Genomic DNA, 26,923 nt, shown 5'->3' with positions numbered 1-26,923 from the left:
GGCTCTGTAAAGAAAAAGTGTTACAACTAAGACAATGCTATACGATGAATACTCAACACAATATTATAAAGGAGATGAAAAAAGACCTATGTTAAATTACGAGGAGTTTACAAAAAGAAACCATATTACTAAGGCGCTCAGAATGGAGCTCATCCCACAGGGAAAGACACAAAACGTGATAGACGAAAAGGGAGATAGGAAATATGACGCGGCTTTATATAGTTCTCTTGAAAGGTTAAAACCTGTAATAGATAGTTTTATCAGATCTACTGCGTCCAGAGCATTATCAGACGTTGACTATGACTTTAATGCTATGCATGATGCATATATAAATAAGGATAAAAAGTCTTGGGCAAAAGAGGAAAAAGCACTTAAAAAAGTGCTCATGAAGGCTGTAGATGAAGCACTTCCAAAGGGCTTAAAATGTTCGCAAATTAATTCTGCTGCATTTTTACAGGAGGTATTAAGAGAGTATGTTCTCCATGCAACGGACACAGAGTTAAGGAAAGATGTGGCCTTGAAAGATATAGAAGAGACAAAAGGCTGCCTTGCATTGTTTTCTAAGTTTCTAACGACAAGGATTACGGCCCTTACTGTATGGATGCCTGAAAGGGTTATAGAAAATTTCAAAATATATTGCAGTAATATTCCTAGAATCGAAGCAATCTTTAATGAAGCTAAAGACATTGCTAATAATTATTCTGATGAGCTCGAACTGATGAAAACAGCTCAGTATTATACAAAGATACTATCTCAGGACGCTATTGACGGATATAACCTTGTAATTGCGGGAAAGATTACAGAAAACGGCATAGAGACTAAAGGGCTCAATGTACTTATAAACGAATACAACATAGACGTAAAGAATCAGAAGTTGGATAAACCATATCTTAGAAAGATAAACCAGCTCTATAAGCAGACGCTGTTCTCATCTGAAAAACAGTTTGTAATTACTGCCATAAAAACAGATGATGAAGTCAGAAGAGTTATTAAAAGTGCCTGGGAATCATTTGATGGCGCTGCAACAAAAATGTTGGGCCTTTTTAAAGAGACACTTGAAGCTACAAACGGAAATGGTGTATGCGTGAAGGGTAATAGACTCCATATCCTTTCGCACGCTCTTTTAGGCGAACATAAAGCCATAACAGATAATCTTGTTAAAGCTGAACTTGTTGAAATACATGAAATGCTCAAAAACGAAGCGCTTAAACCATCTATGAGGGCAGAACTTGAAAAGAGAGTTGACATTGCACAGAGCCTTGTTGTGAAAAAGGATTACTCTTTTACAGCTCTTGATGAAGCGGTTACTTCTATCGATGAAAATGTTATTGGTCTTTCAAAAGGCGCTTTTAATCTTTATGTGGCTAAAACGGAAGAGCTTATCAAAGAAGCAAAAATGTATTACAAGGTTCTTGAAGGTGGTGATATTTTTAAAAAAAGGCATATCAAAGGGGACAAACACGTACAAGAGATGCTAGTAGATTTCTTTGATGCATTGACTGAAGTCAGAAACATAATCTCAGTTATATCCATGCCCGACGAAAACGAAGATGCAGATGTTTCGTTCTATAACCGCTTTGATGAAATATATGAGAATATCAGGCTTACTTATAAGGCTGAAAATCTTGTGCGAAACTACATTACTAAATCAGTCAAAGACACTGCTGAAGAAAAACAGACTTGTTTTGGAACTCCAGCGAGACTTCGTACACAGTGGTGGAATGGAGAGCAGAAATTTGCCAAAAACCACGCTGCTATTATAAAACACGACGGGAAATACTACTATTTTATCCTCGCTGGCGATTCTAAACCCATTGAGATTAAGGAAGATGGCAATTCTGCTACTGGACTTCTGACGCTCAAAAAAGGCCAGAAGAGTTTTATGATGCTTCCGAAAATACTGTTTACTGATCATGCAGTCCCATTTTTTGAGGGAAACAAGGATGCTATGGAATATACTCTTGATGACGAGTCAGTTATACGTCCTGTAAAGGTTGGCAGAATGCTTTATGAGATATATAAAAAAGGTCTTTTCAAAAGAGAAGCTGTAACATCAGGGGCTATTACAGAAGAAGAATACGCGAAGAATATACAGGCTCTTATTGAAAAGTACACAGAGTTTGCCAATGCGTATGTGCAGTATCAGAAGTTCAATCTTGACGATATCAATGATCCTACAAGATACAGTGACATAGGAGAGTTCTTTTCAGAAGTAGATACATGCACATCAAGACTTTCTTGGACTTACATTGACTATGCACAGATTGCTAATCTTGTGGATAGCGGAAGTGCTTACCTATTCCTTATATCAACTAAGTTCCTATATACAGAATCCGAGGATAAAAACGCTTATACAAAAACGTTTCGCTCCATCCTTTCCGATGCAAATATGGATAAGACCACGATACTCCTTAACAGTAATCCGGCCGTGTTCTTCAGACCACAGTCCATCAAAAAGGAAATAACACATAAAGCAGGAAGTATCATGGTAAATAAACTTACCGAAGATGGAGAGCATATCCCAAAGAAGATATATGAGGCTATTTACAAGTCAAAGAATGAAATGTCTGGTGTATCTGAAGAAGATATGGCCGCAGCCAATGAATATATGAGGACACACAAGGTAAGATCGTTTAAGGCGAAGTATGATAAGACATATAGAGGAAATTATATGTCTGACAAATACACACTCCAGCTTACCTACACTAAGAACAACGATGTATCTGACAGAGTAAACGATATGCTCAACGACAGGGTAATAGAAGCGATGCAGGATGGGTTCAATATTGTATCTGTTGCCCGCTCTACTAAAGATATGGTTTATGCATTGGTTCTTGATAGCAGCCTTAAGATTATAAAAGAATTGTCCCTTAACGTCATAGACGGAGTCGATTACTATGCACTTCTTCATGATACATATCTTGAAAAGAAAGAGAATAAAAAGCTATGGATATATGATACCGAAAATACAGAGCTTAAATCAGCATACATTGATCTTGCAATATCAGAAATCCTTAAGCTTGCAAGGGAATACAACGCTGTCATTGCGGTTGAAAGCATATCTGATGCTGTAAAAAATAAATATTCGTTCATTGATAATCAAGTTTTTAAAGCATTTGAAAACAGGATTGCACAAAGACTTTCTGATCTTACCTATAAAGATGTGGTTGACGGCAGACCTGGAAGTGTAAGTAATCCGCTGCAGTTATCAAATAATAACGGAAATACTTATCAGGACGGCATATTGTTCTTTATTAACGGCGCATATACAAGAGGAATAGATCCTTCAAGCGGCTTTACTAGCCTTTTTGATTTTTCAAGATACAACAGTATTGCATCAAAGAGACAGTTTTTCTCCAAAATGGCTAAGATATCGTATACAGGAGATAGTATTGTATTTGATTTTGATTATGTCGATTACCCGGTACACGTTGATACGGAAAAGACCAAGTGGCAGGTTAAACTCTCTGGCGATGTTGTAGTATATGACAGAGAAAAGAAGCAAAATAAGCGTATCAAAGATGTTGTAAACGAAATCATCATTCCTCTTGCCGGAAAAACTGACCTTAATGGCAATATTGCGGAGAACATCCTTAATAAAGATGTGCCTGGTGCGTTTGTAGAAGAATTATTTAGGTGGTTCAGATATGCCGTAACAGGTATACATGCGCAGGTAAAAGGCAAAGATGAGTTCTATAAATCCCCTGTTGATGGCAATGAGTACAATATAAGTAATATGCTTGCTTTTAATCTTGCAAAGAAACTCGTATTCCGACTTGAATATGCTGGAGAGAGTAAAGACTTTACAAAAGAATGGCTTAATTATATGCAGGCATAAGAAAAATGAGGAGGAAGAGCAGATATGGATGATCTTATACAGCTATCTCAGATAAATGATTTTTTATATTTTGCCCTGCCTCCATTTATTTTCATAACCTTTATGGGAATACTGATACAATGCTATATCAGACTGAGTATCAAATAAACGGCACGGCAGCACATAAAAATATAGATGGCTATATCAAATAACAAAAAGAGAGCAAAGTTCGCAAAATATTTAGAGCAATATGGACACAGAATACAATACTCAGTATTCGAGATAACAAACAGCTCGAGACTTCTTAACAATATCATGAATGATATAGAGAATAAGTTCATGAAAAAATTTGATCAGTCAGATAGTGTATACATTTTCAATCTATCCCCATCTTGTAAAGTTACGAAATACGGCTATGCAAAGAATGAAGACAGTGATATCATGATTATATCCTGAGGGAGTTCAAAAATTGCAAACCTCCGTCTTAATTTCTATGCCCGACGTGAAAAAGGCTTTTAGATGTACATAATAGACAAAACATGACTCTATAATCAAATATTTGACACATTTCTTTGTGCAAAATAACGGTGTAAGAGTCTAAGACTTAAAGATAATTTCTATACTATTAGATCCGCTTCTTGTGTATGCTTCAATCACTTGTCTAAGACTTAAAGATAATTTCTATACTATTAGATGATATTGTGGTGACTTTGCAGGAATGAGTCTAAGACTTAAAGATAATTTCTATACTATTAGATATAGAATTTAAGGGTGTCAATTTTTTTTGTCTAAGACTTAAAGATAATTTCTATACTATTAGATGTGTTTCACCTCCCTTCCATATGGTTGTCTAAGACTTAAAGATAATTTCTATACTATTAGATAGCAATCGCTTAATGGTCGCATGGGTCGTCTAAGACTTAAAGATAATTTCTATACTATTAGATTTATATCGGGGCGATATGAATTCAGTAAGTCTAAGACTTAAAGATAATTTCTATACTATTAGATATGTACCTATGTATAAACCTGGTGAAAGTCTAAGACTTAAAGATAATTTCTATACTATTAGATATAGAATTTAAGGGTGTCAATTTTTTTTGTCTAAGACTTAAAGATAATTTCTATACTATTAGATTTGAGCTTGTCTTGCAATCGGTAGAATAGTCTAAGACTTAAAGTTAATTTCTATACTATTAGATAATATATTAATAAGTGTCGAGTTATAGGTCTAAGACTTAAAGTTAATTTCTATACTATTAGATGGTGATTATGGGCTTGACTACGACACAGTCTAAGACTTAAAGTTAATTTCTATACTATTAGATTCTCTTTTCTAGGGGGAAACTTTGCTGTCGTCTAAGACTTAAAGTTAATTTCTATACTATTAGATATTGATTTCATCAAAAGCTTAGCTAAAAGTCTAAGACTTAAAGAAAATTTCTATACTATTAGATCTTACGCAAGGCTTCGTTGTAAGGTGGTCTAAGACTTAAAGAAAATTTCTATACTATTAGATTTTCCGTCTTTGCCATAATCGCAAATGGGTCTAAGACTTAAAGATAATTTCTATATTATTAGATTTAGGTACTTGCTATATCTATGCACTCATCTAAGATTTAAAGATAATTTCTATAATTATAGATTGTAATATCTAGTTGTCTTTTATAATTGTCTAGCACCATTAAAGAAAAACAGAAAATATTGGTGAGAAAAATAACGAGTTCCATGAAATGTGGGACAAGTAAGACCACCAATTACGTTCTTCAACAAGTTTATTTGTCTAACTTACGCCATTAAAAGACCGCCCAGGTAAGATATAACCATCTGAACAGGTGGAATATACCTTTGCTTTAATGAAAGGCATACCTTGAGGTATTCATACTGAGACTTAGACAATACCTCTCTTTTTGCAAGATGTTCTCCAATAGTTCTAAGACTATCAGTTTCTAAATTAACGATAAAAACATCATCACCATATATTGCATATACACGTCCTAATTGCTTTACATTATGCTCCTGTACGATTCTCATTGATGAAATTATCTGGTGGAGCTCAAAGAGGTCATCATCAGATAACTCTGCAACATGTTCTCTTTCTTTACTAACTTCCCCTATATAATCTACTCTCAAACATAAACAAACTGCTCCTTATACCAGCTATATTGAGTAAAAAGGCCTGTGCATATATATAGCAAGTACAGAAACGAAATTTTGTAGTGTTGAATGACGCAAAATGACGTAAATGAAAAATAATTACACCTTTATAAAAGTAAAAGTGAGATGCAATAAGATATCAAGACCTGTTTCTCTGATATAATAAAGTCACAGAAATTCATAGGAAAGGGGGAAAACCTATGAAGAAAACGCTTAAAATATCAGTGATTAGTATTATAACGTCAATATCCTTATTTGTTTCGCTTCATATTATAGCAATTGCAGCAGTAAGTCTCGATCAGGATATCTACTCAACCTATCAGTATTCACCACAGATAATACGTGAACAGTTTGAAAAAGAAGGCTGGAATATATCTGTAATGGAAGGAAGCAAGCTGGATTCTACTTATGGACCTACAATAGGACTACAAAAAGGCTATTCAATAGCAGGAATCACGATATATAAGGAAAAATCGATATATCTGTCAAGTTATGACGATTATGCAGTATGCTCATGTAATCATGAGATGGGACACTTCTTTGATTATACTTATATGGTATATAAGAAGGGAGGAACGCTTCCGTCAAAAAGCAAAGAGTTCTACAAACTTTATGGAGAAGAGCTGATAAGAAAAACAGATTCTGGGTTATTTATTGATTACGAAAGATGCGGAGTAGATGAGTACTTCGCCCAGGCATATAAGTATTACTGTGAGGATCCGACATCACTTAAGAAGTACTATCCAAATACATATACATATATAGAAAACTTGCTCATTACCTATGATTCGATAAGAAATAAGGAAACAGCAAAGTAGACCAGTGGAATACAAATAATAAAAACATAGAACAAAACGCCTGCTGCCGTGATAAAATAATAGCTGTAATAAGTAATGGTAAATAATGAAAGTAGGAAAATAATCTATGAGCAAAGATATGGAACAGAAGCTTCCAATATACAATCTATGGATTGCAGGACTTAATCTATTTCTGACTGGTTTTTGTATAGGAAAGAGTGACGCAGCACTAGCATCAATCTTTCTTGCGGGTTTCGTGATTAGCTCTGCAGCATATAGGTATACAAGAAAAAATGCTAAGTCTAACTGCGACACAGACACTCAAAATGAGAAAAGGACACAAGAAAACGAAGTGGACTGAAGTTTATGGCTATATGACTTGACTCAGTATATAAGTATAGGAAAAATAAGATAACCGGCTTAAAGTTCTCATAATAAGATGCCAAAGGCAGCATGTATGAAGCTGCCAATATTCTTTTCATGCGCCGTAAAAAATGAGAACGGAAAAACAGAATACAAGCAGGAAGGTATCTTAACAGGTTCAACAGGAGTTGAGCTGTATCAAGACAGATTCAATAAGTTCCTTCTTGTAGATAAGCTTAAATTTCTATAGGTAAGCAAGTCAACTACCCATCACTAAAGGCAGTAGGTTTCTGCTTACGACAACCGAAAGGATTTTATTTATGAATAAGTATATTGATGCGATAAAAAAAGCATATGTGAATAAAGAATTAGAAAAATTATTAGGCTGTAATGATACTTATGTTTTGGATTCCTCACATAAGCACTATTTGTCTGAGGATTTACGGTTGACTGGAAGATTACAGGAAGAAAGTGATCCAATAAATTTCAGGGCAATTTTAAGCGCTACCGAAGAGTACTATTGTTCATTAAATACATCTGGAGAGAAAAAGAAATTCTCATGTGACTTTCGCAATTCTATAGAATATTTATTGGCTTCGGGTGATGAGAAACAGGTATATTTTGCTTCTAAAATCTATTTTTTATTAGGGGAAAGAGACGCAAAGGATATCTTCTATCCATTTAAAGGACTTTATTTAAGTTTAAAACAAAATGTTATTGTGAACCTAATCAGATGCCGTAATGATTTGAAAAATGCCAGGATATACGAAGGTAAAAGAGAGAATTCTGGACTGTGGGGAGCAATAATTACATTGAACGACAATGCAATTAAAGAAGTGAAATTGGAGAAAATAAAGGAAGGTGTTTAAGTGCTGCCTCTTATATTTATCCACTTAAAACATTGAAAGTTCATTCTTAAATTCCCTGATACATTAAGTAAATATTTCTAAAACGCCATCTGCGTGCTTTTCAAAAAGGCAGCAGGATTGAACCGTAGAAAGTTTCACAAAATATATTATTATTAAAGCAATTCAAAAGATATGATAAACAAAAGACAGGGTTCTATCTAGGCACACTACTATATAGTAGTCCCAAGGAACTCCTGCTGCCGTTTTGTATATTTGTAAGTAAACAGCCCATACTTATAGATATAGACAAACTATAGAATAAAATAAATATGATCAAGAAATATAGATAAAAAATACCCAGTTTTTCAAATTGGCATCATTTCCCACCATTTTAATCAATTTCTTCACCTAAAAATTCCATATTTAATTTGTAGCTAAAAAATATGGATGAAAAACATCTACATAATCGTTTTGAAGAAAGGAATTTAAATGTTAAGAAACAAAGAAGAACTTATTAACTCCCTTAAAGGCCAAATTGAAGGAAAAATTGATGTACACATGGGCGAAATGGCGCTGGCTGTTATGGAACAGTATGTTAAGGATTTAGAAATATTCCTTGAAAATGTCAGAATAGGAGAAGAGACAGAAGAAGAACCAAGTCACAAAGTAATTGGATTTTATAATCTCGTTGATGATGAATATATTGCGATGGAAATTGATAAGGATCAGCCGGACCTTGACTTCTCCGAGATAATCTTTTCATCAAAGTATCTACCCTTTATGCCGGAGGTATGGATTCCAGCCGGTAAACCTGATCTTAAGAAGCTCTACGACAACGAGATCGCTTCATCGCTTAAAAATAGTGATGGCAAAAACACACTTATCCTCACAGCTTATTGCATTGACCAGACTTATATAGCCGTAGACATAACAGACAAGGAAATATGTATAGTAAAAGGCTATAAGGACTACAGGGACAGCTTCACAATTACACATGAGAATGGAGCAACAGTAAAAAGTAATAACGAATACAAAATATATCTGCCCTCACAAAACTTCAGAGTTCTCTGCAATCTTGATATTCCCGAGGCGAGAATATCTACAAAAATGCCTGAAGAACCTTGGGAAAAGAGACCGTACTACATACCGGACACTACAGTGATAAATAGCGCAATCGAAAGAGCAGAACTTGATAAAAATATAATCAATAAAGCAGTGACAGCTCTTGCTATATCCTTTAGAAAAGATATGAAGTATCCAGAGATATATACAAGGCTTGAACTAAGAATGCGAAGATTTGAAAGGCTTTCAAATCTATCAGCGCCAAAAGAAATAATAAAAAAAGAATACGACTTGATCGAAAAAAGCCTTAAAGAACTCAACTACTAAACTATAGGTTGAATGACAAGTGCATTGACAGATAATAAAATAAGAACATGAAGTAGCACCGAGGGTTCAAAAATACTTCATACGTCAGATGCTGCGAACATCTGGCTGAGAGGAGCTGTTAACGCAGCTCCTTTTTATTTTACACCATTTTCAAGTTCTTCTATTAGAGTTTGTGATTTTGAACCATATAAATCGGCGCTTATAGTCTGTGTACAGTTTTTAGGTTCCCTAAAATTTTTGCTAATTACTCTTAAATAGTCTTCATTATCTGGTTTAATCAAGTAAGCCTCATCTAAGATAAATTTTTCAATACTATCATTCTTATCAGTCATTATTACCTCCTTCGCCATACAAGATATTATTATAAAACTTCTTAGAATCCCGTGATTCTTTGCCATCTAAAAAAGCTAAAGCTGACTCGACGTCTTTGAATAGATGTTCAAAGAGTATGTTCTCTATATTTCCGTTTGGCATTTCGACAACAGCAATGCCTGATATACCGCTAGTACTAATAACCCTTACCTCAACCACAGTATTGTTTTCATCTATAGTAAAAGCAGTAAGGTTCTTAGGAAATGAGTAACTAGACATTCATATCTCCTTATGTAACAGATCCATATCCAGGTGATAGGATAGATTATATATCTACTATATACGTCACACTGATATGCATAAAGGAGCCACTAAAAGATGGCAGTTCAAATTATGATATTCACAACGTCATTATATCATTAAAGGGTATATTCCAAAAATCCTGGGATAATCAAACTTGTTGAGGGTTTGCCAAGCAAATTGAGGGTATGGTTTGAGGGTTTCACCTTAAAATAAACCTACTTGTTGAGGGGGGCAAACTTGAGGGTTTTGCAAATTGAAGGATATCTATATATGCGAAAAGAATTCAAGATAGTAATAATAATATTCATAATCACATGTGTTATCACCGTTCTATCCCCTACATTGTACAATGGTTCAAGTGGTATAGATGGAATAGGTTCGGCATTAGCATACGTATTGCTGATCCGACTCATGCAAGCTATTTTAATTGTATGCGCCGTCACTTCAATCATTATTGGTGTTGCCAGAAAGAATAATTGGAACAAAAAACGCACTGCAATAGCAGCTATAAGCCCAATTATTATCCTTATTGGAATAATAATTATACCTTACGCTACAGGTAAGCTAAAAACCGAGTTATATTTGAAAACGCATCAGGTACAAGACCTATTTTCTGCAAAAATAACAAATGAGACATGGATAGACACACAGGAAAATGATGCAATATATCTTGTCTTGGAATATGAACTGGCAAACATAAAGGCAGATTATTTTGAAAAATTCGATTATAAACTTAGTGAAATGTTTGCGCCTTATATGAATGAAGGCTAATTTCTCAAATCTAATGCAATGAAATCGTTGCGTTTGAAGCGAGAATCCATGCGGAGTATGGAATTTACAGGGAATTTTAGTGTTTTGCTCCAACGGTTCAGAATATCTGGCTCAGAGAACTTTATCATATCTATTGCAAAATGGTCATTGTTTTAGAAAAGTAAATTTAGGTATAATGAAATTACGAAAAAGGAGGTAGTTTCTTTGATATTATTAAAGGTATGCCCTTGCGACGAAGAAATGAAAAAACACACTTCAGGAGTGATAAGGTATGTTCATGAAAAAGGAATGTTTATTTAAGAGAGTTGCATTTAGAAAACGCTGAAATAGTGGAATCAAAAATTGATTCTTCTGAAAACACTGAGGTATGAGTTGCGTGGGGCGTTCATGTTGGGATAACAAGGAAGTGAGGAAAGTACAATGACAAATACCGAATTATTAAGAGAATCAATAAAGAAAAATGAATTTATCTCCTTTTTAAGAGGAGTCGATGGCTATCAAAGTAATGATAGATTTAATCCGTCGCCAATTCCTTATAAGGATAACTTACTGTCTCTATATGAGTTTGTGCAAAATGAGGATGGAGCTGTTTCGCTTTTTGTGGATTCTCTTAAGTCAATCGGTACTGATTGTGAAGGTATATATATTGTTGCAAATTATTTATACATACTTATTTATCATATCCATAAAGGTGTATGCACAGTTCAAATTGACTATAAAGAAATAGTTGAGTTTTTATCTAATTCGATTGCGGATAAAAAAGATATATTAGTAAATACGACAAAACTGTCAAGACTAGGTATTAATGGGTGCGTTTATGAAAAACTTCAAGGGTTAGATCATAATTGTTATACTGATAACAAGGAGCATCTTTTTTTCGAAAAAGAATCATCAAATGATGATACTATTCTATCTACAAATAGTTTGATGGATTTAGTTAACAAAAACATTATTAATGGTGAAAAAATACCTCACAGTGTTTCAAGACCAGTGCTTTATAAGGATGCAGATGCACTTTACTTGGCTGTATTTGTTTTCTTTTACAATAGAGAGGACATAGAAAATGGAGCCGTTGATAGACCTACACTTTGGGCATTGGCAGATATATCATCCGGAGAGATAGTTAAAAGATATCAGTCCAAAGATAAGGATTTTTCTAATGCATCTTATGATAAGAAGTATAATGTGCGTTCGGACAAAAAATATGATACATCTAAGGAATACTATGAAAGGGCATATGGTTTGTTGGACAAGATAAGAGAGCATTATTTGAAGTCTGGTGAGATTCTTAATGAAGACTACGAAAAATATATTCAACTTATTTTGGCAAATATCCCAGATGATTATAAACGTTTTTATAATGACTTAAGCCATATATAAGTAGTATGAAGGGGATTGCATTTACACAATCCCTTTTTTCAACAAAGCATCATAAGCCCATAAAATAAGACCACTGCCTTCACAAACATAAGGTAATGGTCTTAATTTTTGTCAAATAAGTTTCTCACATCTAACGCAAACTCTGTTTCTCATATCTATTGCAAAATGACTATTGCATTAGAAAAGAAAATTTACGTATATGAATGAAGCAAGCGGACAGCCTTACTTTGTATCGCAAAATGGCGAAATCCTTTCGGAACCATATTGGGAATACTTGCGATATAACGAGGATCTTTATCCTAATTATCTTCATACAGACATTCATAGCGGCTCAAATAAAAAAGTAACCTTGCGCCCCGGAGAGAGCAAAACATTCTGCACTATATTCGAGTTAAAAGATAGGGCAGCTCCTGTAGAGGTCAATTTTGTGTTTAATAATGGCTATACTCACGGAGCTGGAGTGGTGTATTCAGAAACAATTTTACCGCCTCAATAACAGAAGCAAAGCATCACCACACTTAGAAAATATTATATTGCACATAAATATACGGAATATCTAACCCTCTATTAAAACCCTCAATCAGAACCCTCAAGTTAATTGCCCCTCAACAACTTTGAATACCCAAATCCTGTTCAATAGAATATGGATAAGTTTTTAAAAGAGTTCTAAGCACTCAACTGTAGATTAACGCAAATTTTATTATTATTAAGATAAATACAAATTCACTTTTCATTAAGAAAGGGAAGGGCTATGTGACAACCACTATGTTATCAGCTAACTCTCAAGCAGTATCTGGCTATAAGCATAGAAGAGTAGCTGATAATAGTTGAGGAGGGTGCCGAGACATACAAGGCACACTCTCCAAATATATGAACTACCATATACAGAGGCTAGTATAAAATGTAATCATTCATATAATACGGTTCACTAACAAGTCTTAAAATTCCGCCCAAGCATAAATATTAAAAGCATCTATATACAGAGATTATAATTTCAACTACATGTTCTGTTCATTCCCTACACACATAATACTCATACCTTGCGAACGGTAACACAAGTGAGCATATATACCCAGCCCTTATTTTTCGCCCCATGCCTTACCAAATACATATATGCCTAATACAAACTCTACATCTATACATGCAGAACATCCGAGCGTACTACAAGCGAGGGTATTATACAAAGGTTATGCTATACCATTATGTCCCCTTAAAATTTGCCCCGTGCCTTCCTTACGGCAAACTATTAGCGACATCATTCCATGCCTTTATTACATATACCTATATACATATTTTGCATTTCTTTATTTCTTTTTATTTTTGCTATATGATTCGTAAAAAGTAGTATACATGGCATGGCATTTTTACAAGCGAGGGTGCGAGCAAATAAGAAAAGAAATTTGTTTTACATATGGCAGGCAGACGGAGACAGATAAGATGGCATGGCAAAGAGAAAATACCAAGAAGAATTCATTAGTTCTGGTTAGACATAGTGCGGTTTATACGTTCCACTAATATATCTCAAAAAGCCACCCTAATCGCTTTGCATTACCACGCAGTTTTATTTAATAAAATGGCTTTCTGAGAATCTCAAAAAGCCATTTCTGTAATGAGACAATACTAATATAGGCACTCACCACGCATCTGTTATTTTTTCCCTGGAATAAATTTTTCGGTCTGTTTTTTGCGCTTGTTTGTGTCTTTTTTGCGCCTAACTGTTATATGTTCTTTTGCTACTTCAACAGAAGCATTAGTTGTAACCAACCTATCCTTAACCTCTTCATAACTTCTTGGCATTGCTATTCTTGGTATACGTTTTTCCTTTGCATAGATACGCTCATGAGACACATTTAAACTAAAGTTTTCAAGGCGTCGCTTGAATGCATATCGATTATAGAACTTTTGCAAAAGAGTAATCACCAGCTCATACTCACGTACTCCAATAAACAAGACCATGCTTACGTCAGACATAGTAACGAGTTGTATATTATATTTACTAATCCTTCCCCTATTACTTAGTTCTATAAGACCTGACATATACAATTCTTCACGCTCGATATCCGGAGCATCGTCCATACCAATAGTGTATGTCACAAAGAAACCGTCAGTATGAGCTGCTAGATCATAATTAGTGTTGTATAAAATAGTACCAGCAGAATCAATGTCGAAAAGGAACCCATTCTCTTTAAGGTTCAATGCCCTCAAAAACGAAACACCCAAAACTTCATCTTTACACTGCTGAAAGCGGATCAGCTTGTTGTCCGACAGATTTCTGATTTGCTTAGCCTGTAGTTGAATATAAATCTGCATAAAGCAGCAGAGCGTATCAAACTCCTCAAAGCCACTTTCTCTGAGAGGAGTATAATTAAAATCATGTTTATACAATTCCCAGAAATCTTGATATACACATGGCATTGCATTCGGATGAAGATACTGGTCCATGCTATAGATAGAGTAGACTTCGCATAGTACAAAGCCATGTAATCTACACAATGAGTAAAGAAAATATGGCTGATAGCAGATCTTCCTTATGGATTTAGACTTAAAGACCGCTTCTAATGTCTTTGGCATAGCAGAGTCTATGCGGCAATAATAGTATCTACCCAAAGGTTTTACAAACATAAACAGATATGCCTGATTATCAGCATCAAATACCACTTCAATCGGCAACACCTTACATTGCCGCACAGCATTGAATACGTTGTTTTCATTACTGGAATATGTATCAGCATAATCTTTAAGAGTACGCCTATTAACCTCACAACGATAAATAAACGTTGTTTTTGGCATAGTTGGTACGATATACTTCTTTACCACGCGACCGGCATTCGGTACTTTTGGCGTAGGTTCATCGGTAACAGTTACAGATACATCACTAGTTAGAGTATTGCTACTGTTATCGTCACGACTAACTTCCCCATCGCCACTATTAGATGTAGGGTTAACAACATCACTCGGTCCAAATGGCAACTCCTCATAGTCTTCATCACTATGAATATCTGAGATAACAGCCCCTGTATTCGTCTCGTCAAATTCTGCAGATACACTTCCGTCAACTTCTGACTCGCGTTGATCAAAAAGTTCCCCCCATTCATTCTCGGATAGTCCATCTTCAGAATATGCGATATCGGAATCAGAATACTCATCAACATTTCCCCTACTACAATCAAGCTGTTCATCAGAAGATGTATCAAAGGAAGCAGCCACAACTGTTTCCTCGTTTTCATACTCCTCGCTAGTTTGCTCAATGTTCCCCGTAGGCTGCCCGGATACAGCAGGCTCGATTACCTCTGCATCCAACAGGTCAAGCAAAGGGGTGTCGCTTTTCTTTTCTTTTTTCTTACTACCTGATGAATTTTTGGATGAAGAGCCATAGTTGTTCACAATTTTCTGGCAAATTGTCCGCACTTCTTCAGCCGATATATCCCTAGCAGAAAGCACATCATCAACGACCTGAGACCATGCAATAGGGAATGCCTTAAAATTATTAGATTGAATTTCCTTAACGCTAGCATTACGGACAGCTGACAGCGTCATAACTCCAACAAGCGAATTCAAACGTTCTCTTATATCCTGAGAACAAGTGAAGTGTTCTTCAACGCCCCTCTCCAGTATCTGCTCACAAGCAAGTTTGAGCAAAGGCACAATCCCTGGTTTCAGAACAGGAAGATTGGAACCAATATCAAAACTACTTCTAAAGATCTCTGCCGAAAAATCCTTTTTAAAAACTTCAAAATTATCTTTAGATGTGGCTATATACTTAAAGACAGCGCATTCATCGGCATACATATTATTCGCATAGTTCTTAGAATACTGACACGTTAAGCAGACAGAATTTTTACCTGGCTTACATACTTTTTTGTAATAGCTCTGACAAGATACTACTTTTGGAATATCTTCTGACTCCATAATCTGAGAGTAATAATCCTCAGCATTCAAGGGTACAGAACCATAAGCTAATAGTTCACCACATGATGAAGGAACTCTAACAGAACAGTACAGACCAATCTGCTCGTCCATTCCGACATTGTGTTTGCTCAGATTCGTAAAGAAATTCTTAGAGTATTCATAACGCTCAGAAGGTTCGCTGATATTTCTTGCAATATATTTATAACAACTCGGTAAAATCACACAATTATCATTATCCATAACATAATAAACTCCTTATGAGCATTGTCTAATATAGTGCTTAGATATAGCAAGTACATATGATTTGAATATAAACAGTTCGAAGAGGTTAATTCTTTGGCTGCTTTTGCTCTAATGAAAAAATTTAAGAAAACAATAATTATCTTTACAAAGTGCCATTTGCGTGGTACTATAATTACAAGGAGAGCAATTAGATTTATGAAAAGACTTATACTTATAACACTACTTATAACGGTAATGGTCCAGACAACACCAATAACTACATATGCTAAGGAACAGGACAATATAAGCCAGACCGCACGAGAGCTATACAACCAATTAGTTGTAAATAAACAGGACAGCGCAGAAGCTTATGCGGTGCCAAGCGCTAGTACAAACGAGATCCTTAAAGAACTAAGCAGTATTGATGATAAGAACAACCCTTACGATGGTGATATGACACTATTCAAAGCGCCTGCATATAAGACAATAAGATACAAAAGCGGTAAGATAGAAGTAATACTTATCAATAATATCAATATAGATGAATCAGAAGAATTACTTGATAATATGGAACTTGAAATTAGAGAGACTCTTCCTGAAGTTCCAACACAGAAGCAGTGTTTGAAAGCCATAACAAGGTACATAAACAAAATCTATGGGTATGATTTTAATGAGCGCGCATCTGATGAATCTGCAGAAAGAGATAATTTCGTATCTGCCTACTATGGTGACAAGAAAATGGTATGCACTCAATACGCAGTAATAACAAAACTCCTATGTGAAAGATTCGGGATTGATTGTAAGCTCGTAGAAGGCGAGAACCACATGTTCAATGCAATCAGACTTGAAAATGAAATTACATATTCGATGTACGATCTTAGCGGCTCAGAAATAATATTGACATCACCAAAGGTAGGATTCATAAACGCTACTGGGAGTAACTACAGAGCATCAAGCAACGATGTACTTGAACGAGATTTTAAATACCACTACAGCATCACACAAAGCGAACTTATTGCAATATTAATGCTCATAGCAATAGCAACCCTGATAGTATTAATAATAAAGAATAGAAAGAAGAGTGTAAAAAGAAGAAAGCGCAATAGATAAAAAGAGCAGTTGCCCACAATAAGAAAGGGCGGCTGTTTCTTATTATATCAATTATTGCGTTAAACATATCTTTAGCGCAATAATATATGATATAATATAAATTGAGTCAAATAGCTCAAAACACGCATAAATAAAGGGGGTTAAATACCATGCAGACCTATCATGACATTACCGTATTCAATGCAATAACGAAATTACGCATACTTGAAAAAGAACTCCCTCCTTACTGTAAATATTTCTTCAATGCTAAAGCTAACCGATTAGAGCCTCGCTCCAGATACGCATATGCTATTGACTTCAAGATCTTCTTTGAATTCGTCCAACAGGTAAACCCGTTGTATAAGAACACGCCAATAAAGGATATTCCTGCAACTGCTATTGAGCAGATGAACGCCAGGGATATTGACGAATACATGGCATTCCTTGAAACATATAGTATTGATGGTGTTCACAGAACTAATGGCGAAAGTGGTAAAGGCAGAAAACTTGCGAGTATCAAGAGCTTATGTAAGTATCTTGTTAGACAAAACATAATAAGCAGAAATCCTGCAGAGCTGGTTGAAAGCCCCAAATCACATAAAAAAGACATTCTAGCCCTGAGTGATAATGAAACAGAAAAGCTATTTAATATAGTAGAAACAGCTCAAGGGATGAAGAGTCACCAAAAGAAAATACAGGAAACACTAAGACTTAGAGACTATGCCCTGCTTACACTCTTCCTTGGAACCGGAATCCGTGTATCAGAGCTAGTAGGACTCAATGTCAAAGACATAGACTTCAATGAAAAGCTAGCATACGTAATAAGAAAAGGTGGCGATAAAGATCACGTATATCTCTCAGAAGAAATAATAGACGCCCTAAAAGAATATGTATTTGGGAACATATCAACAGTTGGCAGTAGGCTCAATTTATGCAGGTCTAACGATGAGCAAGCACTATTCATTTCAAGGAAAAGAAAAAGACTCTCTGTAAGATCAGTCCAAGTATTATTGAAAAAATATGGTGCTATCGCGCTTGATGGTAAAAAAGTAACGCCACATAGCCTTAGAAAAACATACGGAACAAAACTGTATCTAGAATCCAACGACATAAAACTCGTTGCCGATACACTTGGACATGCGTCAATCGTAACCACCCAAGAACATTATATTGCTACTTCAGAGGAACATAAAAAGAATGCTGCAATAAGTATAAGAAATAAACAGCACGATTAATTCTACAGGATTCATATATAAGGAAAAACTACACATAAGTATTATAAAAAAGAAACCAGAGTGAAATCATTAAAATCACTCTGGTTTTTGATTTAATTTAATATCAATCTATAATTGACAAGATTTGCTGGACAATGAGTAGAAACATAATCAGTATGTTTCATAAAATTATCCAAGCGAATATCACTTAAACCGGTATAAGCCTTTAAGTCATTATGAGAAGCTCCATGCGCAGCCATTTCTAATATAGCTCTATTACGAAAATCCTTCATAGTGTAATTAGTCTTAATGCCCGTGGTCTTAACCAGATCGCGGACCATCTTATCAACATTCTGTAGATTCATACGATTTCCACGCTTGTTTTTAAACAAAATATTATCTTCATCACCTAAACGAGAAAGGTAATCATCAAGAATGACAGCCACATCATCAGGAACAGGAATATAAGAATTTCCTTTAAAGTCATTTTTTGATGCAAAGTATAGGTATGTAACGCTACCCTCTTTAACAATGCTTCCTTTGTTAAGTGAAAGAATGCTTGTTACACTAAGCCCCATTCTAGTAGCCAGAGCCATGATTAAAAATGATTTAGGTTCACTCCTGGATGCTAACATAAGCATATCCAACTCTTCCATTGAAGGAATACGATTAGGGTTAATATCCGGGCTAATCTCAGGACGCACTATATTAATGAAGGGATTCCTATAATCTTCAATCTTATCCTCTAAGAACGAAGCTAGAGTTCTAAAGCAAGAGAGCCTGACTCCAACAGTTTTCCTAGTCATACTACCACTATCAAGTTTACTTCCAAGATAATTAAAGTAGCTCCTAGCGTCCTCCTCTGTTATATCGATAAAATCCTTGCACTGCCGATTTACTATAAGGTTAATGTAGCTAATATATTCATCACGAGTGCGACTATTCATATTCATTGTACATTCCATAAAATAGCGTTTAAAATCTTCCGATAAAATCTCTGAAAAATTTCTCATATTAAAAAACTCCAACAAAATAAACTGGTCTCTGATACAGTAATTATAACGCTTTCATGCGTCATGCACAATCATATGTTCGGGTGCTTGCAAAAAAAAATAAAGGCCACCACTAGGGCAGCCAATATTTTTAACCTCATTTTTAAACAATCGAATGACTATTCGTTGCAATATGGAGCCGCCTGTCAGCTATCTCAGCAGTGCGCCCAGCATTAAAGCCTTGCGTACCGATGCTACCTGGTAACCGCCGATTTTCATAAGGGTTGACTGGATATAGTTACCAATATCATCAACAGTAGGTGCTATTGTAAGGCTATCAGTCCACTCACATACTGTCTCAGTAACATATTTAATACCAGCTTTACTTAACTGAGCTGTCACTTCGGTAGCATCATTAGCTTTAGTAATAGCAGGTTCAATCTTTTTATGTTCAAAGCTCACCTCTTCTCCATTTCTTTTATGTATATACATTTTATTAATAACCTCATTAGGTCGAAAACAAAGACTTCAAGCACATTTGAATTGACCGATGAAGTTATTAAAGTTAGGAAATTCACCTAGCTCACGTATAAACTCACTCGCCAATTCACCGTCATTGAAGCCAGCCAGAGAAGGAATTTGCAAATCCGAAGGCAGGAATCTCTTCATCTGCTTTAAACATAGCAGTTTCTTCCGCTTCTTCTTTTACCTCTCCGGCCAAATCATTAACTACATTTGTATCTTCACTGTCTGACTCACATGGAGTTTCAACAGTTGAAGAAATTGCTTCGCCAAGAACTTTGGTTCCTGCAGGAAGATGAGACAACAGTTCATCTGGAATAGTATTTGATGTAGCTGCAACAGCAGTACTACTATCAGAAGGAACATCAACAACAGACTCACTAACGCTCTGTGGTACAGGTTCATTTACCTGCATCTCACTTACGGCTGCAACAGACAAATCACCATCAATAGGCAACTCATCAGGTATCTCATCTAAGACAAAAGGTAATTCATCTGATTCAGATATAGGAGCAAAGCCATCGGCAGGCTCCTCATTAGTATCATTTGAACTAACCTCTTTAGTTGCGATATTTACAACATTATCTACCTGCACATCGACAGGCTTTACATCAACAGGCATACTAGATACGCCTTTTTCCAAGTCGGACACACGCCTCTCAATTTCCTTAAGAGAAATCTGAGAAGCCATATCATTCACTGCTCTAATAAGTGCGGTTTCGATAAGAAACTCTGAATCAGGTACTTTTGCAAGCACACCATATACATCAGATAGTGACTTAGAAAGCTTTAATATACTATCTACATCCACTTTTTCGACATATGATAAGAGTAACTCACGATAGCTATCAGTATTAACAAGAGTCTCCACTGAAGCACCAGTCATAACAAACAGCGCATCAGTAAGTGTGTTGATAATACTTTTAAGCATTACCTGAAGGTTTTTCCCTTTTGTAACAGCATCTCTAACCACAGATATTGCACTGGCAACATCACCCTTTTCAATACTGAAAAGTAGATCAAAGATAGCCTTTTCTGGAGTAATACCTAAAGTTTCTGTGACCACGCTAGTAGTAATACAGTCATCGTCATAGAATGGCTCTAATATGGAAAGAGCATCTCTCATTCCGCCGTCAGAAGCTGCGGCAATCAACCTGATTGCATCAACATCATAGGCTTTTCCATGCTCGTTACATACCTGCATCAAATAATCTGATATAACATCTAAAGAGATTGTCTCAAAATTAAAGCGTCTAGCCCTACTAATAATAGTCTTTGGAACTTTGTGTTCCTCGGTTGTACACATGATGAATACAACATTCTTTGGTGGCTCTTCAATAAGCTTAAGAAGCGCATTCCACGCACCCTGAGAGAACATATGAACCTCGTCAAGAATAAAGACTTTATAGTTAGAGCTGCTAATGTACTGGGCTTTCTCAATGATCCCACGTACATCCTCAACTTTATTATTGGATGCAGCATCAAGCTCGATTACGTCAAGACTTGAACCATTTAATATATCCTTGCACTGCTGACATTCGCCGCAAGGCTCCATCCCACCGCTTTCACAATTAAGTGTGCGAGCAACGATCCTGGCAACAGTAGTTTTACCTGTGCCTCTAGGACCATTGAACAGCATAGCGTTAGGAACTTTTTTAGACAAAAACATGCCTTTTAGCTGAGCCTTTATCGTATCCTGTCCTTGGACTTCCGATAATGACTTTGGCCTAAGCTCATTATACAAACTCATGTATAACAATCCTCCTTTTTAAATTTGTTCTACAATATTAACGATAAGAATGAAAAAATCATCCTTTGTGTAATTAGGATTAGAACAACGTTCCCTATGTGAATAAATCACATCAAGGAGATTTGCATAATCCTTATTTACACCAAGTTGCTTAGTTATAACAATAGTTCCAACAAAATCAATAAACGAACCAACATACTCTCTATGGGACATAAAGAAAGAATCATTTCCTTTCTCTGCAACCATATTAAGTACCTTGAGAATACCTTCAGGTGCACCACCGTTAAGGACATCTGCAACTGAATTAAAAATATTCTGCACATCTGCTGGAATAATCTTAGAAGATGGGATTCTTGAAACAATCATTCTCGACTTCACAGTGGGTAATAACTTATCCTCATATGCAAGTCCAATAATTGTCACATCACTCTCTTCAAGTGTTTTAAGCAGCTTATTTTGAGCATCAACGGTCATTTTCTCGATATTATCAATAACAATAACCTTAGTATCAGCAACAGCTGAGCATACAGACGCTTTTTGAATAATAGTAGCCGCCTTATCAACACCCAAAGTTTTCTCACCATCATCAAGCCCCACATACATGTAGTCAGGGTGACTTGCTAAAGAACTAACAGAAGTACCAAGGATACTTGCTGCCTTTTCTTCTGCCATTGCAAGAAGATTTTGACCGGGTTGCCCTAAATAAAGCAGCCCTGTGTTTCTTATAGTGCTATTCATGCAACCTCTCTTTCTACAAGCGAGATGTTCCTCCTTAACTTACGGTTATAGAAGTATTCCTCACCCTCTTCAATATCATGTCCTGCAATTTCAGAATCGAGCATATCGAGTTCTTCATAAAGCATGAGACAACCTCTAAAAATCGCACCCTCTTTACGAGTGGATTTTACGCCAGACTTCATAGGTACAGATGAAGCCAGAATATTAAGGATCCGAGCAAATACATCGTCAGATATAATGCCAGGATTACTGAAGCAAACTTTTTCAAGTCTCCTTTGAAGTACGCTCATATATCCCCTCTCAACACCAACATTAGTCTTTCTAAATGGGTTCTCAGAGGTAATATAATCAAGCATACCTACACACTGCAATAAGGAACTTGCAACAAGAATGCTCCAATCAATGTTTGTGCCATACAACCCATTATTCAGTCTCTTGTATTGCAAAGAATACTGAATGACGAGCGTAGTAACACTGGCAGTGGTAGCGAGAGCACCACCAGCATACCTTGCGTGATGTCCTAAAGATGCTGGAAGTAAAGAAAGCCCCGTGATAACATCGTCAGTTAAGACAAGTTCCACAAAGGCTCTCACATTTGCATCAGGTATACGCTTGATTGAATCTTTGATAACTGCTGTGTACTCAGCAATTTTTTCGGCAGACAATCCGTCAAACAACTCAGAAGGTTTATAAGTACCCTTCTCGGCAGCAGTCAGGCTTTTTATTACGCCAAGAGGCGCAGTATCCATACCATTCTTAACCACAAACGTAGTCTTAACCGCCCCGCCAACAAGTTCATTCATTGAATCAACGAACCTTTCACTCGCCAGCTCACATAAGAGTTCGCCCGTCTTGTCCTTTAAGATAACTTCAAAGTTACCGTTTTTGTTGTGAATTGCTTTTAAACAATACACACCGTCTGTAATCTTATCACCGATCACAATTTTTTGTAGTTCCATTTTATAGAGTCCTCCTTGTTTAAAAATTATTTAATTAAAGATTAGCAATAAAAAAAGACGCACGAAGCGTCTTGAAATATGCGAATCTATAATTTTTACTCCTGTTTTAAGATGATAACCTCGTCATGAGGGTTTGGGTAATACGCAGTGTTGATATACACCAAAACAAGAAATCATACTAAAACACAGTATTATTTTACATTCACATAGAAGTCACAGCAATGGCAAACTATAGCAAAATTCCGCAAAATAAAGCACGGTGCAAGTATCTTTAAAAGCAAAAAAATAAAACACGCAAGCCACAAAGGACTTGCGTGAATAATAAATTTTCCTCCTGTTTAGATAAGTTCATAAGCACGTACACACAGATGTCTGAGATCCGTAAAGTGATTAGAACCACCCCTATAGTCCTTATCCGACGTAGCAGTTCTATACAAGAATCCATGCATCGCATCCGTTTTATTAAGATAAGTTGGCATATCGCCACGCTCTACACTAAAACTCCAATAGACGTACTTATCACCCTTATTAAAGAAACCATGCATATCATAGTGATTAGGCTTTAAAGTAACAGAATCAAAACCAACGAGCTTAGCCTCTTTAACCAACGCACTTTTAAGTTTTCTACAATAAGACTTAAAATCATCGCTGGCAACCGAACAGGCATCTTCAATCTTATACCCATCATATTCTTTAATGAATTTTTGAATAGGTGATATCTTTGCTGTGGATTTTTTTGATAAACTATTTTTCTTAGGACTGGTAACTTTCCCAGATACATAATCAAAAAGCTCAGCCGATCGTTCAACAATATCACTAAGATGTTCGCAAAAGACATTCTTATCACTAACCAAATAACTGCTTGAACCTTCGCCTTTACGTTTTACAGTATGTGCACTAGCCCGTAACTTTATTTCATGACCACTATGCCAATAGGTAACAGAGTAACCGCGAAACAGACGTATTGTACATCCAACAATCATTGTCTCATCTGCTTCGTCATATTTTTTAAGATTCCAGCATATTTCACAATCATGAAGGTCCCAACCATCGTGTATTGGACAATGATGCACTTCAAAATCAAAAATCTCAATACCTACACTAGCATAGGCTTGTCTAACCAAGTCGCCAAGAAGTTCGATAAGCGAATATAATTCCTTATAGTTTGAAGGAATATATCTGTTATATTGCCTTTCAAATTCTTTAAGAGAACATATTTCCAAAGACCTTGGTTTACTCTTATTAATTGGTGATTCAACTATGATATCAAAAATAGTTGTTTGGCCTAACATATTTATAGTTTTCTTCATAAAACTACATACTCCTTGTTAATAATAAATCAAAATAGACGTTCAAGGCTGATAGGCCCACATCTTCAAGGGACACAAACAGTCTTAAAATATAAACAACATGCTTAAAGTATTCCTATATCATTTTTGTAGTGCGCTACAGAAAGGTCATACTTATGAGTCACAGTATTTCTTATGATTCTATATACTCTCCAAATTGGCCTAGTAAACACAGATTCATACAAAAATCCATATTTATACAACGACGCAAAATTCTTAATACTTTTTCTGCTAATCCACGCACTAACTACCTCGATATATTTTTGTTTAGTCTGTTTATCCATCCGTTTCATAATATTTCAAGCTCCTTTTTAAACATAAAGGGTTAGCTAAATCAGAATAGCTACCCCTTTATAACATATTTAGTAATTCTTCTCATATTTTCTCCCAAAAAGTAAGGAGAGCTGAGATACCGCAGTATCACTAACTCTCCTTACCATGTGTCTAATTTTCTGTTGTCCGCCAACTTTCCAGCCCTATGTCTGGTTCCGCTTTCCTATTTTTATGTTGTAGGTCAACTTTCCAGCCCTATGTCTGGATTCGCTTTCGGATTGAACTTATCCCCCAGCTTTCGCCTGATAAGTTAGGTGTTAGACCACCCGATGTTGCAAGCAACATCCTTCTGTACTCTTATTATGGCATAAACAAATGTTTTGTCAAATAAAGAATCAATTAAAAGGAAGCTCCTCGTCAATGCCATCAGGAATATTCATAAATCCGTCTCCGGCATTAGCTGATGGAACGTCTGAAGATTGAGCTGAAGAATTAGCTGAAGATGTATTTTTAGACTCAGCAAACTCCTGGTCCTCAGCAACTACATCTGTTGTATATACCTTAACGCCTTCCTTGTTAGTATAACTACCTGTCTGAATGCGTCCAGTAACAACAACCTTAGTGCCCTTTTTGAAATACTTCTCGGCAAATTCACCAGACTTTCCAAAAGCAACGATCTGGATAAAATCAGCAGATTGTGCATTTGCATCATTTTTGTTTACGTAGCGTCTGTCTACTGCAAGCGTATATCTTGCAACACAGCTTGTTGGCTCTGCCTGAGAGTATCTCACATCAGGATCCCTTGTTAATCTTCCCATTAATATAACCTTATTCATTGTATTTTTACCTTATTCCTTTCTTTGCGCTTAAGCGCACTCCTTGTTAATAGTTAATAATTGACTGCAAGCTATTCTCAGAGCATTGTCTGATGAATAACAACCATTTTTAACACCAGCAATCGTTGATGTAATGACAAGCATTGCTTTATTTAACGCTGCCTTATCATAAGATGAAAAAGCAGTCTTTTTAGTTCCAACCTCATTATCTGAAAAATACTTAAGTTTATACGCCACTCTAAAATCCTTAAGTAATAACGACAATATACCAATAGCATCCTTCTCAGATATCAATGAAATCTGTTCGTATAAAGCGTCTGCCTTATTTTCCTTTATAAGCGAAGCTAGCGCAAAGATATTTGCCTCTTCGTAGGAAGGACAACACTTTTCGATGATATCAACAGTCAATTCATTTGATATAGATATGCAACTATTTAAGCAGCTGACGACATCAAGCAAAGTGACGTCATCATTATCAAAGTAGTTCATTTTTTTAACGAACAACCCGTATGCATCTTCTTTGATAGTTGCTCCCTGCCTGCGTAGCTCAGAAAAAATAACCTTCTGAAGCTCAGGCATGGTCTTTAGCTTATTACATGGCACCAATAATCCCGCCTCATCAAACGTTTTATAAAGCTTTGTTCTCTGGTCTACCTTCTTTGCAATAATCAGCAAATCAGTAGTTGCAGGGGGCTTCTTCATATATCGTTTAAATTCAGCGGTATCTAAATCCTTAAGGCCATCAATCTCTAGGACTACACCTCTTTTATCAGCCAGGAATGGATACGTATTACACACATTAAGAATATCAACGTTAAATACTCCCACAAACGAACTGAGATTTACCGCAGGTGAAGAGATTGAATCAATCAGTTTCCTGCGCTTAAGGTCAATGCCGTAAGGCTCTGTACCATACACAATCTGTATCATTTT

At 35.9% G+C, this 26,923-nt stretch carries 24 protein-coding genes and 1 CRISPR repeat array; of the genes, 12 read left to right on the top strand and 12 right to left on the bottom strand.

The features are described from left to right. The first annotated feature begins 88 nt into the window (after positions 1 to 88). Together cas12a and cas2 are read left to right on the top strand one after the other, a co-directional pair. On the top strand, positions 89 to 3,838 hold the full coding sequence (cas12a, locus tag bhn_RS14990) for a type V CRISPR-associated protein Cas12a/Cpf1 (RefSeq protein ID WP_161487346.1): 3,750 nt from the start codon (positions 89 to 91) through the stop codon (positions 3,836 to 3,838). Between the two features lie 174 nt (positions 3,839 to 4,012). Then, positions 4,013 to 4,273 carry a CRISPR-associated endonuclease Cas2 gene (gene cas2, locus bhn_RS14985; protein WP_071177644.1) on the top strand — a complete coding sequence of 87 codons (261 nt, stop codon included), beginning with the start codon at positions 4,013 to 4,015 and terminating at the stop codon, positions 4,271 to 4,273. A 139-nt stretch (positions 4,274 to 4,412) separates the two neighbouring features. Further along, positions 4,413 to 5,463: a CRISPR direct-repeat array (repeat unit 36 nt; unit sequence GTCTAAGACTTAAAGATAATTTCTATACTATTAGAT). A 142-nt stretch (positions 5,464 to 5,605) separates the two neighbouring features. On the opposite strand, the gene bhn_RS14980 is transcribed toward cas2, so the two are convergent. After that, positions 5,606 to 5,950: a hypothetical protein gene (locus bhn_RS14980; protein WP_071177643.1), complete on the bottom strand. Its 345-nt coding sequence runs from the start codon at positions 5,948 to 5,950 to the stop codon at positions 5,606 to 5,608. Positions 5,951 to 6,174: 224 nt separating this feature from the next. Between bhn_RS14980 and bhn_RS14975 the strand changes: the two genes are divergently transcribed. The 5 genes from bhn_RS14975 to bhn_RS14960 all read left to right on the top strand — a co-directional run bounded on the left by bhn_RS14975 (position 6,175) and on the right by bhn_RS14960 (position 9,371). Further along, positions 6,175 to 6,792 carry an anthrax toxin lethal factor-related metalloendopeptidase gene (locus bhn_RS14975; protein WP_071177642.1) on the top strand — a complete coding sequence of 206 codons (618 nt, stop codon included), beginning with the start codon at positions 6,175 to 6,177 and terminating at the stop codon, positions 6,790 to 6,792. Between the two features lie 106 nt (positions 6,793 to 6,898). Continuing rightward, on the top strand, positions 6,899 to 7,132 hold the full coding sequence (locus tag bhn_RS14970) for a hypothetical protein (RefSeq protein ID WP_071177641.1): 234 nt from the start codon (positions 6,899 to 6,901) through the stop codon (positions 7,130 to 7,132). Positions 7,133 to 7,210: 78 nt separating this feature from the next. After that, positions 7,211 to 7,384 carry a hypothetical protein gene (locus tag bhn_RS15760; RefSeq protein WP_161487345.1) on the top strand — a complete coding sequence of 58 codons (174 nt, stop codon included), beginning with the start codon at positions 7,211 to 7,213 and terminating at the stop codon, positions 7,382 to 7,384. Between the two features lie 70 nt (positions 7,385 to 7,454). Next, on the top strand, positions 7,455 to 8,003 hold the full coding sequence (locus bhn_RS14965) for a hypothetical protein (protein ID WP_071177640.1): 549 nt from the start codon (positions 7,455 to 7,457) through the stop codon (positions 8,001 to 8,003). Between the two features lie 468 nt (positions 8,004 to 8,471). Continuing rightward, the gene (locus bhn_RS14960) at positions 8,472 to 9,371 is read left to right on the top strand and encodes a hypothetical protein (RefSeq protein WP_071177639.1); all 900 of its coding nucleotides are present in this window, start codon (positions 8,472 to 8,474) and stop codon (positions 9,369 to 9,371) included. A gap of 134 nt (positions 9,372 to 9,505) precedes the next feature. Here bhn_RS14960 and bhn_RS14955 read toward each other — a convergent pair whose 3' ends face one another. Both bhn_RS14955 and bhn_RS14950 read right to left on the bottom strand, forming a co-directional pair. Next, entirely contained in the window at positions 9,506 to 9,703 is a 198-nt protein-coding gene (locus bhn_RS14955) for a hypothetical protein (protein WP_071177638.1), read from the bottom strand. Next, positions 9,696 to 9,962 (bottom strand): hypothetical protein, encoded by a 267-nt coding sequence (locus bhn_RS14950; RefSeq protein ID WP_071177637.1) that lies wholly within the window; start codon positions 9,960 to 9,962, stop codon positions 9,696 to 9,698. Before bhn_RS14950 ends, bhn_RS14955 begins: the two co-directional genes overlap by 8 nt. 294 nt (positions 9,963 to 10,256) lie before the next feature. Between bhn_RS14950 and bhn_RS14945 the strand changes: the two genes are divergently transcribed. From bhn_RS14945 to bhn_RS14935, 3 genes are all read left to right on the top strand, one after another. Beyond that, positions 10,257 to 10,757 (top strand): hypothetical protein, encoded by a 501-nt coding sequence (locus bhn_RS14945; protein WP_071177636.1) that lies wholly within the window; start codon positions 10,257 to 10,259, stop codon positions 10,755 to 10,757. A gap of 420 nt (positions 10,758 to 11,177) precedes the next feature. Then, positions 11,178 to 12,137: a hypothetical protein gene (locus bhn_RS14940; protein ID WP_071177635.1), complete on the top strand. Its 960-nt coding sequence runs from the start codon at positions 11,178 to 11,180 to the stop codon at positions 12,135 to 12,137. Positions 12,138 to 12,336: 199 nt separating this feature from the next. Next, a complete protein-coding gene (locus bhn_RS14935; RefSeq protein ID WP_071177634.1) occupies positions 12,337 to 12,633 on the top strand; it encodes a DUF4352 domain-containing protein in 297 nt (98 codons plus the stop codon). Between the two features lie 1,151 nt (positions 12,634 to 13,784). On the opposite strand, the gene bhn_RS14930 is transcribed toward bhn_RS14935, so the two are convergent. Continuing rightward, complete coding sequence (locus bhn_RS14930; RefSeq protein WP_071177633.1) at positions 13,785 to 16,286, bottom strand: hypothetical protein; 2,502 nt, start codon at positions 16,284 to 16,286, stop codon at positions 13,785 to 13,787. A 114-nt stretch (positions 16,287 to 16,400) separates the two neighbouring features. Here bhn_RS14930 and bhn_RS14925 point away from each other — a divergent pair, with 114 nt between their 5' ends. Both bhn_RS14925 and bhn_RS14920 read left to right on the top strand, forming a co-directional pair. Further along, entirely contained in the window at positions 16,401 to 17,378 is a 978-nt protein-coding gene (locus bhn_RS14925; RefSeq protein ID WP_148661984.1) for a hypothetical protein, read from the top strand. Positions 17,379 to 17,527: 149 nt separating this feature from the next. Then, positions 17,528 to 18,592, top strand: a complete 1,065-nt coding sequence (locus bhn_RS14920) for a tyrosine-type recombinase/integrase (RefSeq protein WP_071177631.1) — start codon at positions 17,528 to 17,530, stop codon at positions 18,590 to 18,592. 92 nt (positions 18,593 to 18,684) lie between these two features. Here bhn_RS14920 and bhn_RS14915 read toward each other — a convergent pair whose 3' ends face one another. The 8 genes from bhn_RS14915 to holA all read right to left on the bottom strand — a co-directional run bounded on the left by bhn_RS14915 (position 18,685) and on the right by holA (position 26,920). Continuing rightward, positions 18,685 to 19,584, bottom strand: a complete 900-nt coding sequence (locus bhn_RS14915) for a tyrosine-type recombinase/integrase (RefSeq protein WP_071177630.1) — start codon at positions 19,582 to 19,584, stop codon at positions 18,685 to 18,687. 189 nt (positions 19,585 to 19,773) lie between these two features. Beyond that, entirely contained in the window at positions 19,774 to 20,055 is a 282-nt protein-coding gene (locus tag bhn_RS14910) for an ATP cone domain-containing protein (RefSeq protein WP_071177629.1), read from the bottom strand. Positions 20,056 to 20,176: 121 nt separating this feature from the next. Beyond that, entirely contained in the window at positions 20,177 to 21,835 is a 1,659-nt protein-coding gene (dnaX, locus tag bhn_RS14905; protein ID WP_071177628.1) for a DNA polymerase III subunit gamma/tau, read from the bottom strand. An 18-nt stretch (positions 21,836 to 21,853) separates the two neighbouring features. Beyond that, entirely contained in the window at positions 21,854 to 22,573 is a 720-nt protein-coding gene (locus bhn_RS14900) for a sigma 54-interacting transcriptional regulator (protein ID WP_071177627.1), read from the bottom strand. Further along, positions 22,570 to 23,532: a hypothetical protein gene (locus bhn_RS14895; protein ID WP_071177626.1), complete on the bottom strand. Its 963-nt coding sequence runs from the start codon at positions 23,530 to 23,532 to the stop codon at positions 22,570 to 22,572. The genes bhn_RS14900 and bhn_RS14895 overlap by 4 nt, the downstream gene beginning before the upstream one ends. Positions 23,533 to 23,870: 338 nt before the next feature. Then, complete coding sequence (locus bhn_RS14890; protein WP_071177625.1) at positions 23,871 to 24,842, bottom strand: hypothetical protein; 972 nt, start codon at positions 24,840 to 24,842, stop codon at positions 23,871 to 23,873. 707 nt (positions 24,843 to 25,549) lie between these two features. Continuing rightward, positions 25,550 to 25,990, bottom strand: coding sequence for a single-stranded DNA-binding protein (locus bhn_RS14880; RefSeq protein ID WP_071177623.1), 441 nt, complete (start codon positions 25,988 to 25,990; stop codon positions 25,550 to 25,552). A 30-nt stretch (positions 25,991 to 26,020) separates the two neighbouring features. Then, positions 26,021 to 26,920 (bottom strand): DNA polymerase III subunit delta, encoded by a 900-nt coding sequence (gene holA, locus bhn_RS14875; RefSeq protein ID WP_071177622.1) that lies wholly within the window; start codon positions 26,918 to 26,920, stop codon positions 26,021 to 26,023. Positions 26,921 to 26,923: the final 3 nt, after the last annotated feature.

The organism is Butyrivibrio hungatei (genome assembly GCF_001858005.1).
In the GTDB taxonomy this organism is placed as follows: domain Bacteria; phylum Bacillota; class Clostridia; order Lachnospirales; family Lachnospiraceae; genus Butyrivibrio; species Butyrivibrio hungatei.
This window is presented reverse-complemented; position numbering and strand designations above follow the sequence as displayed.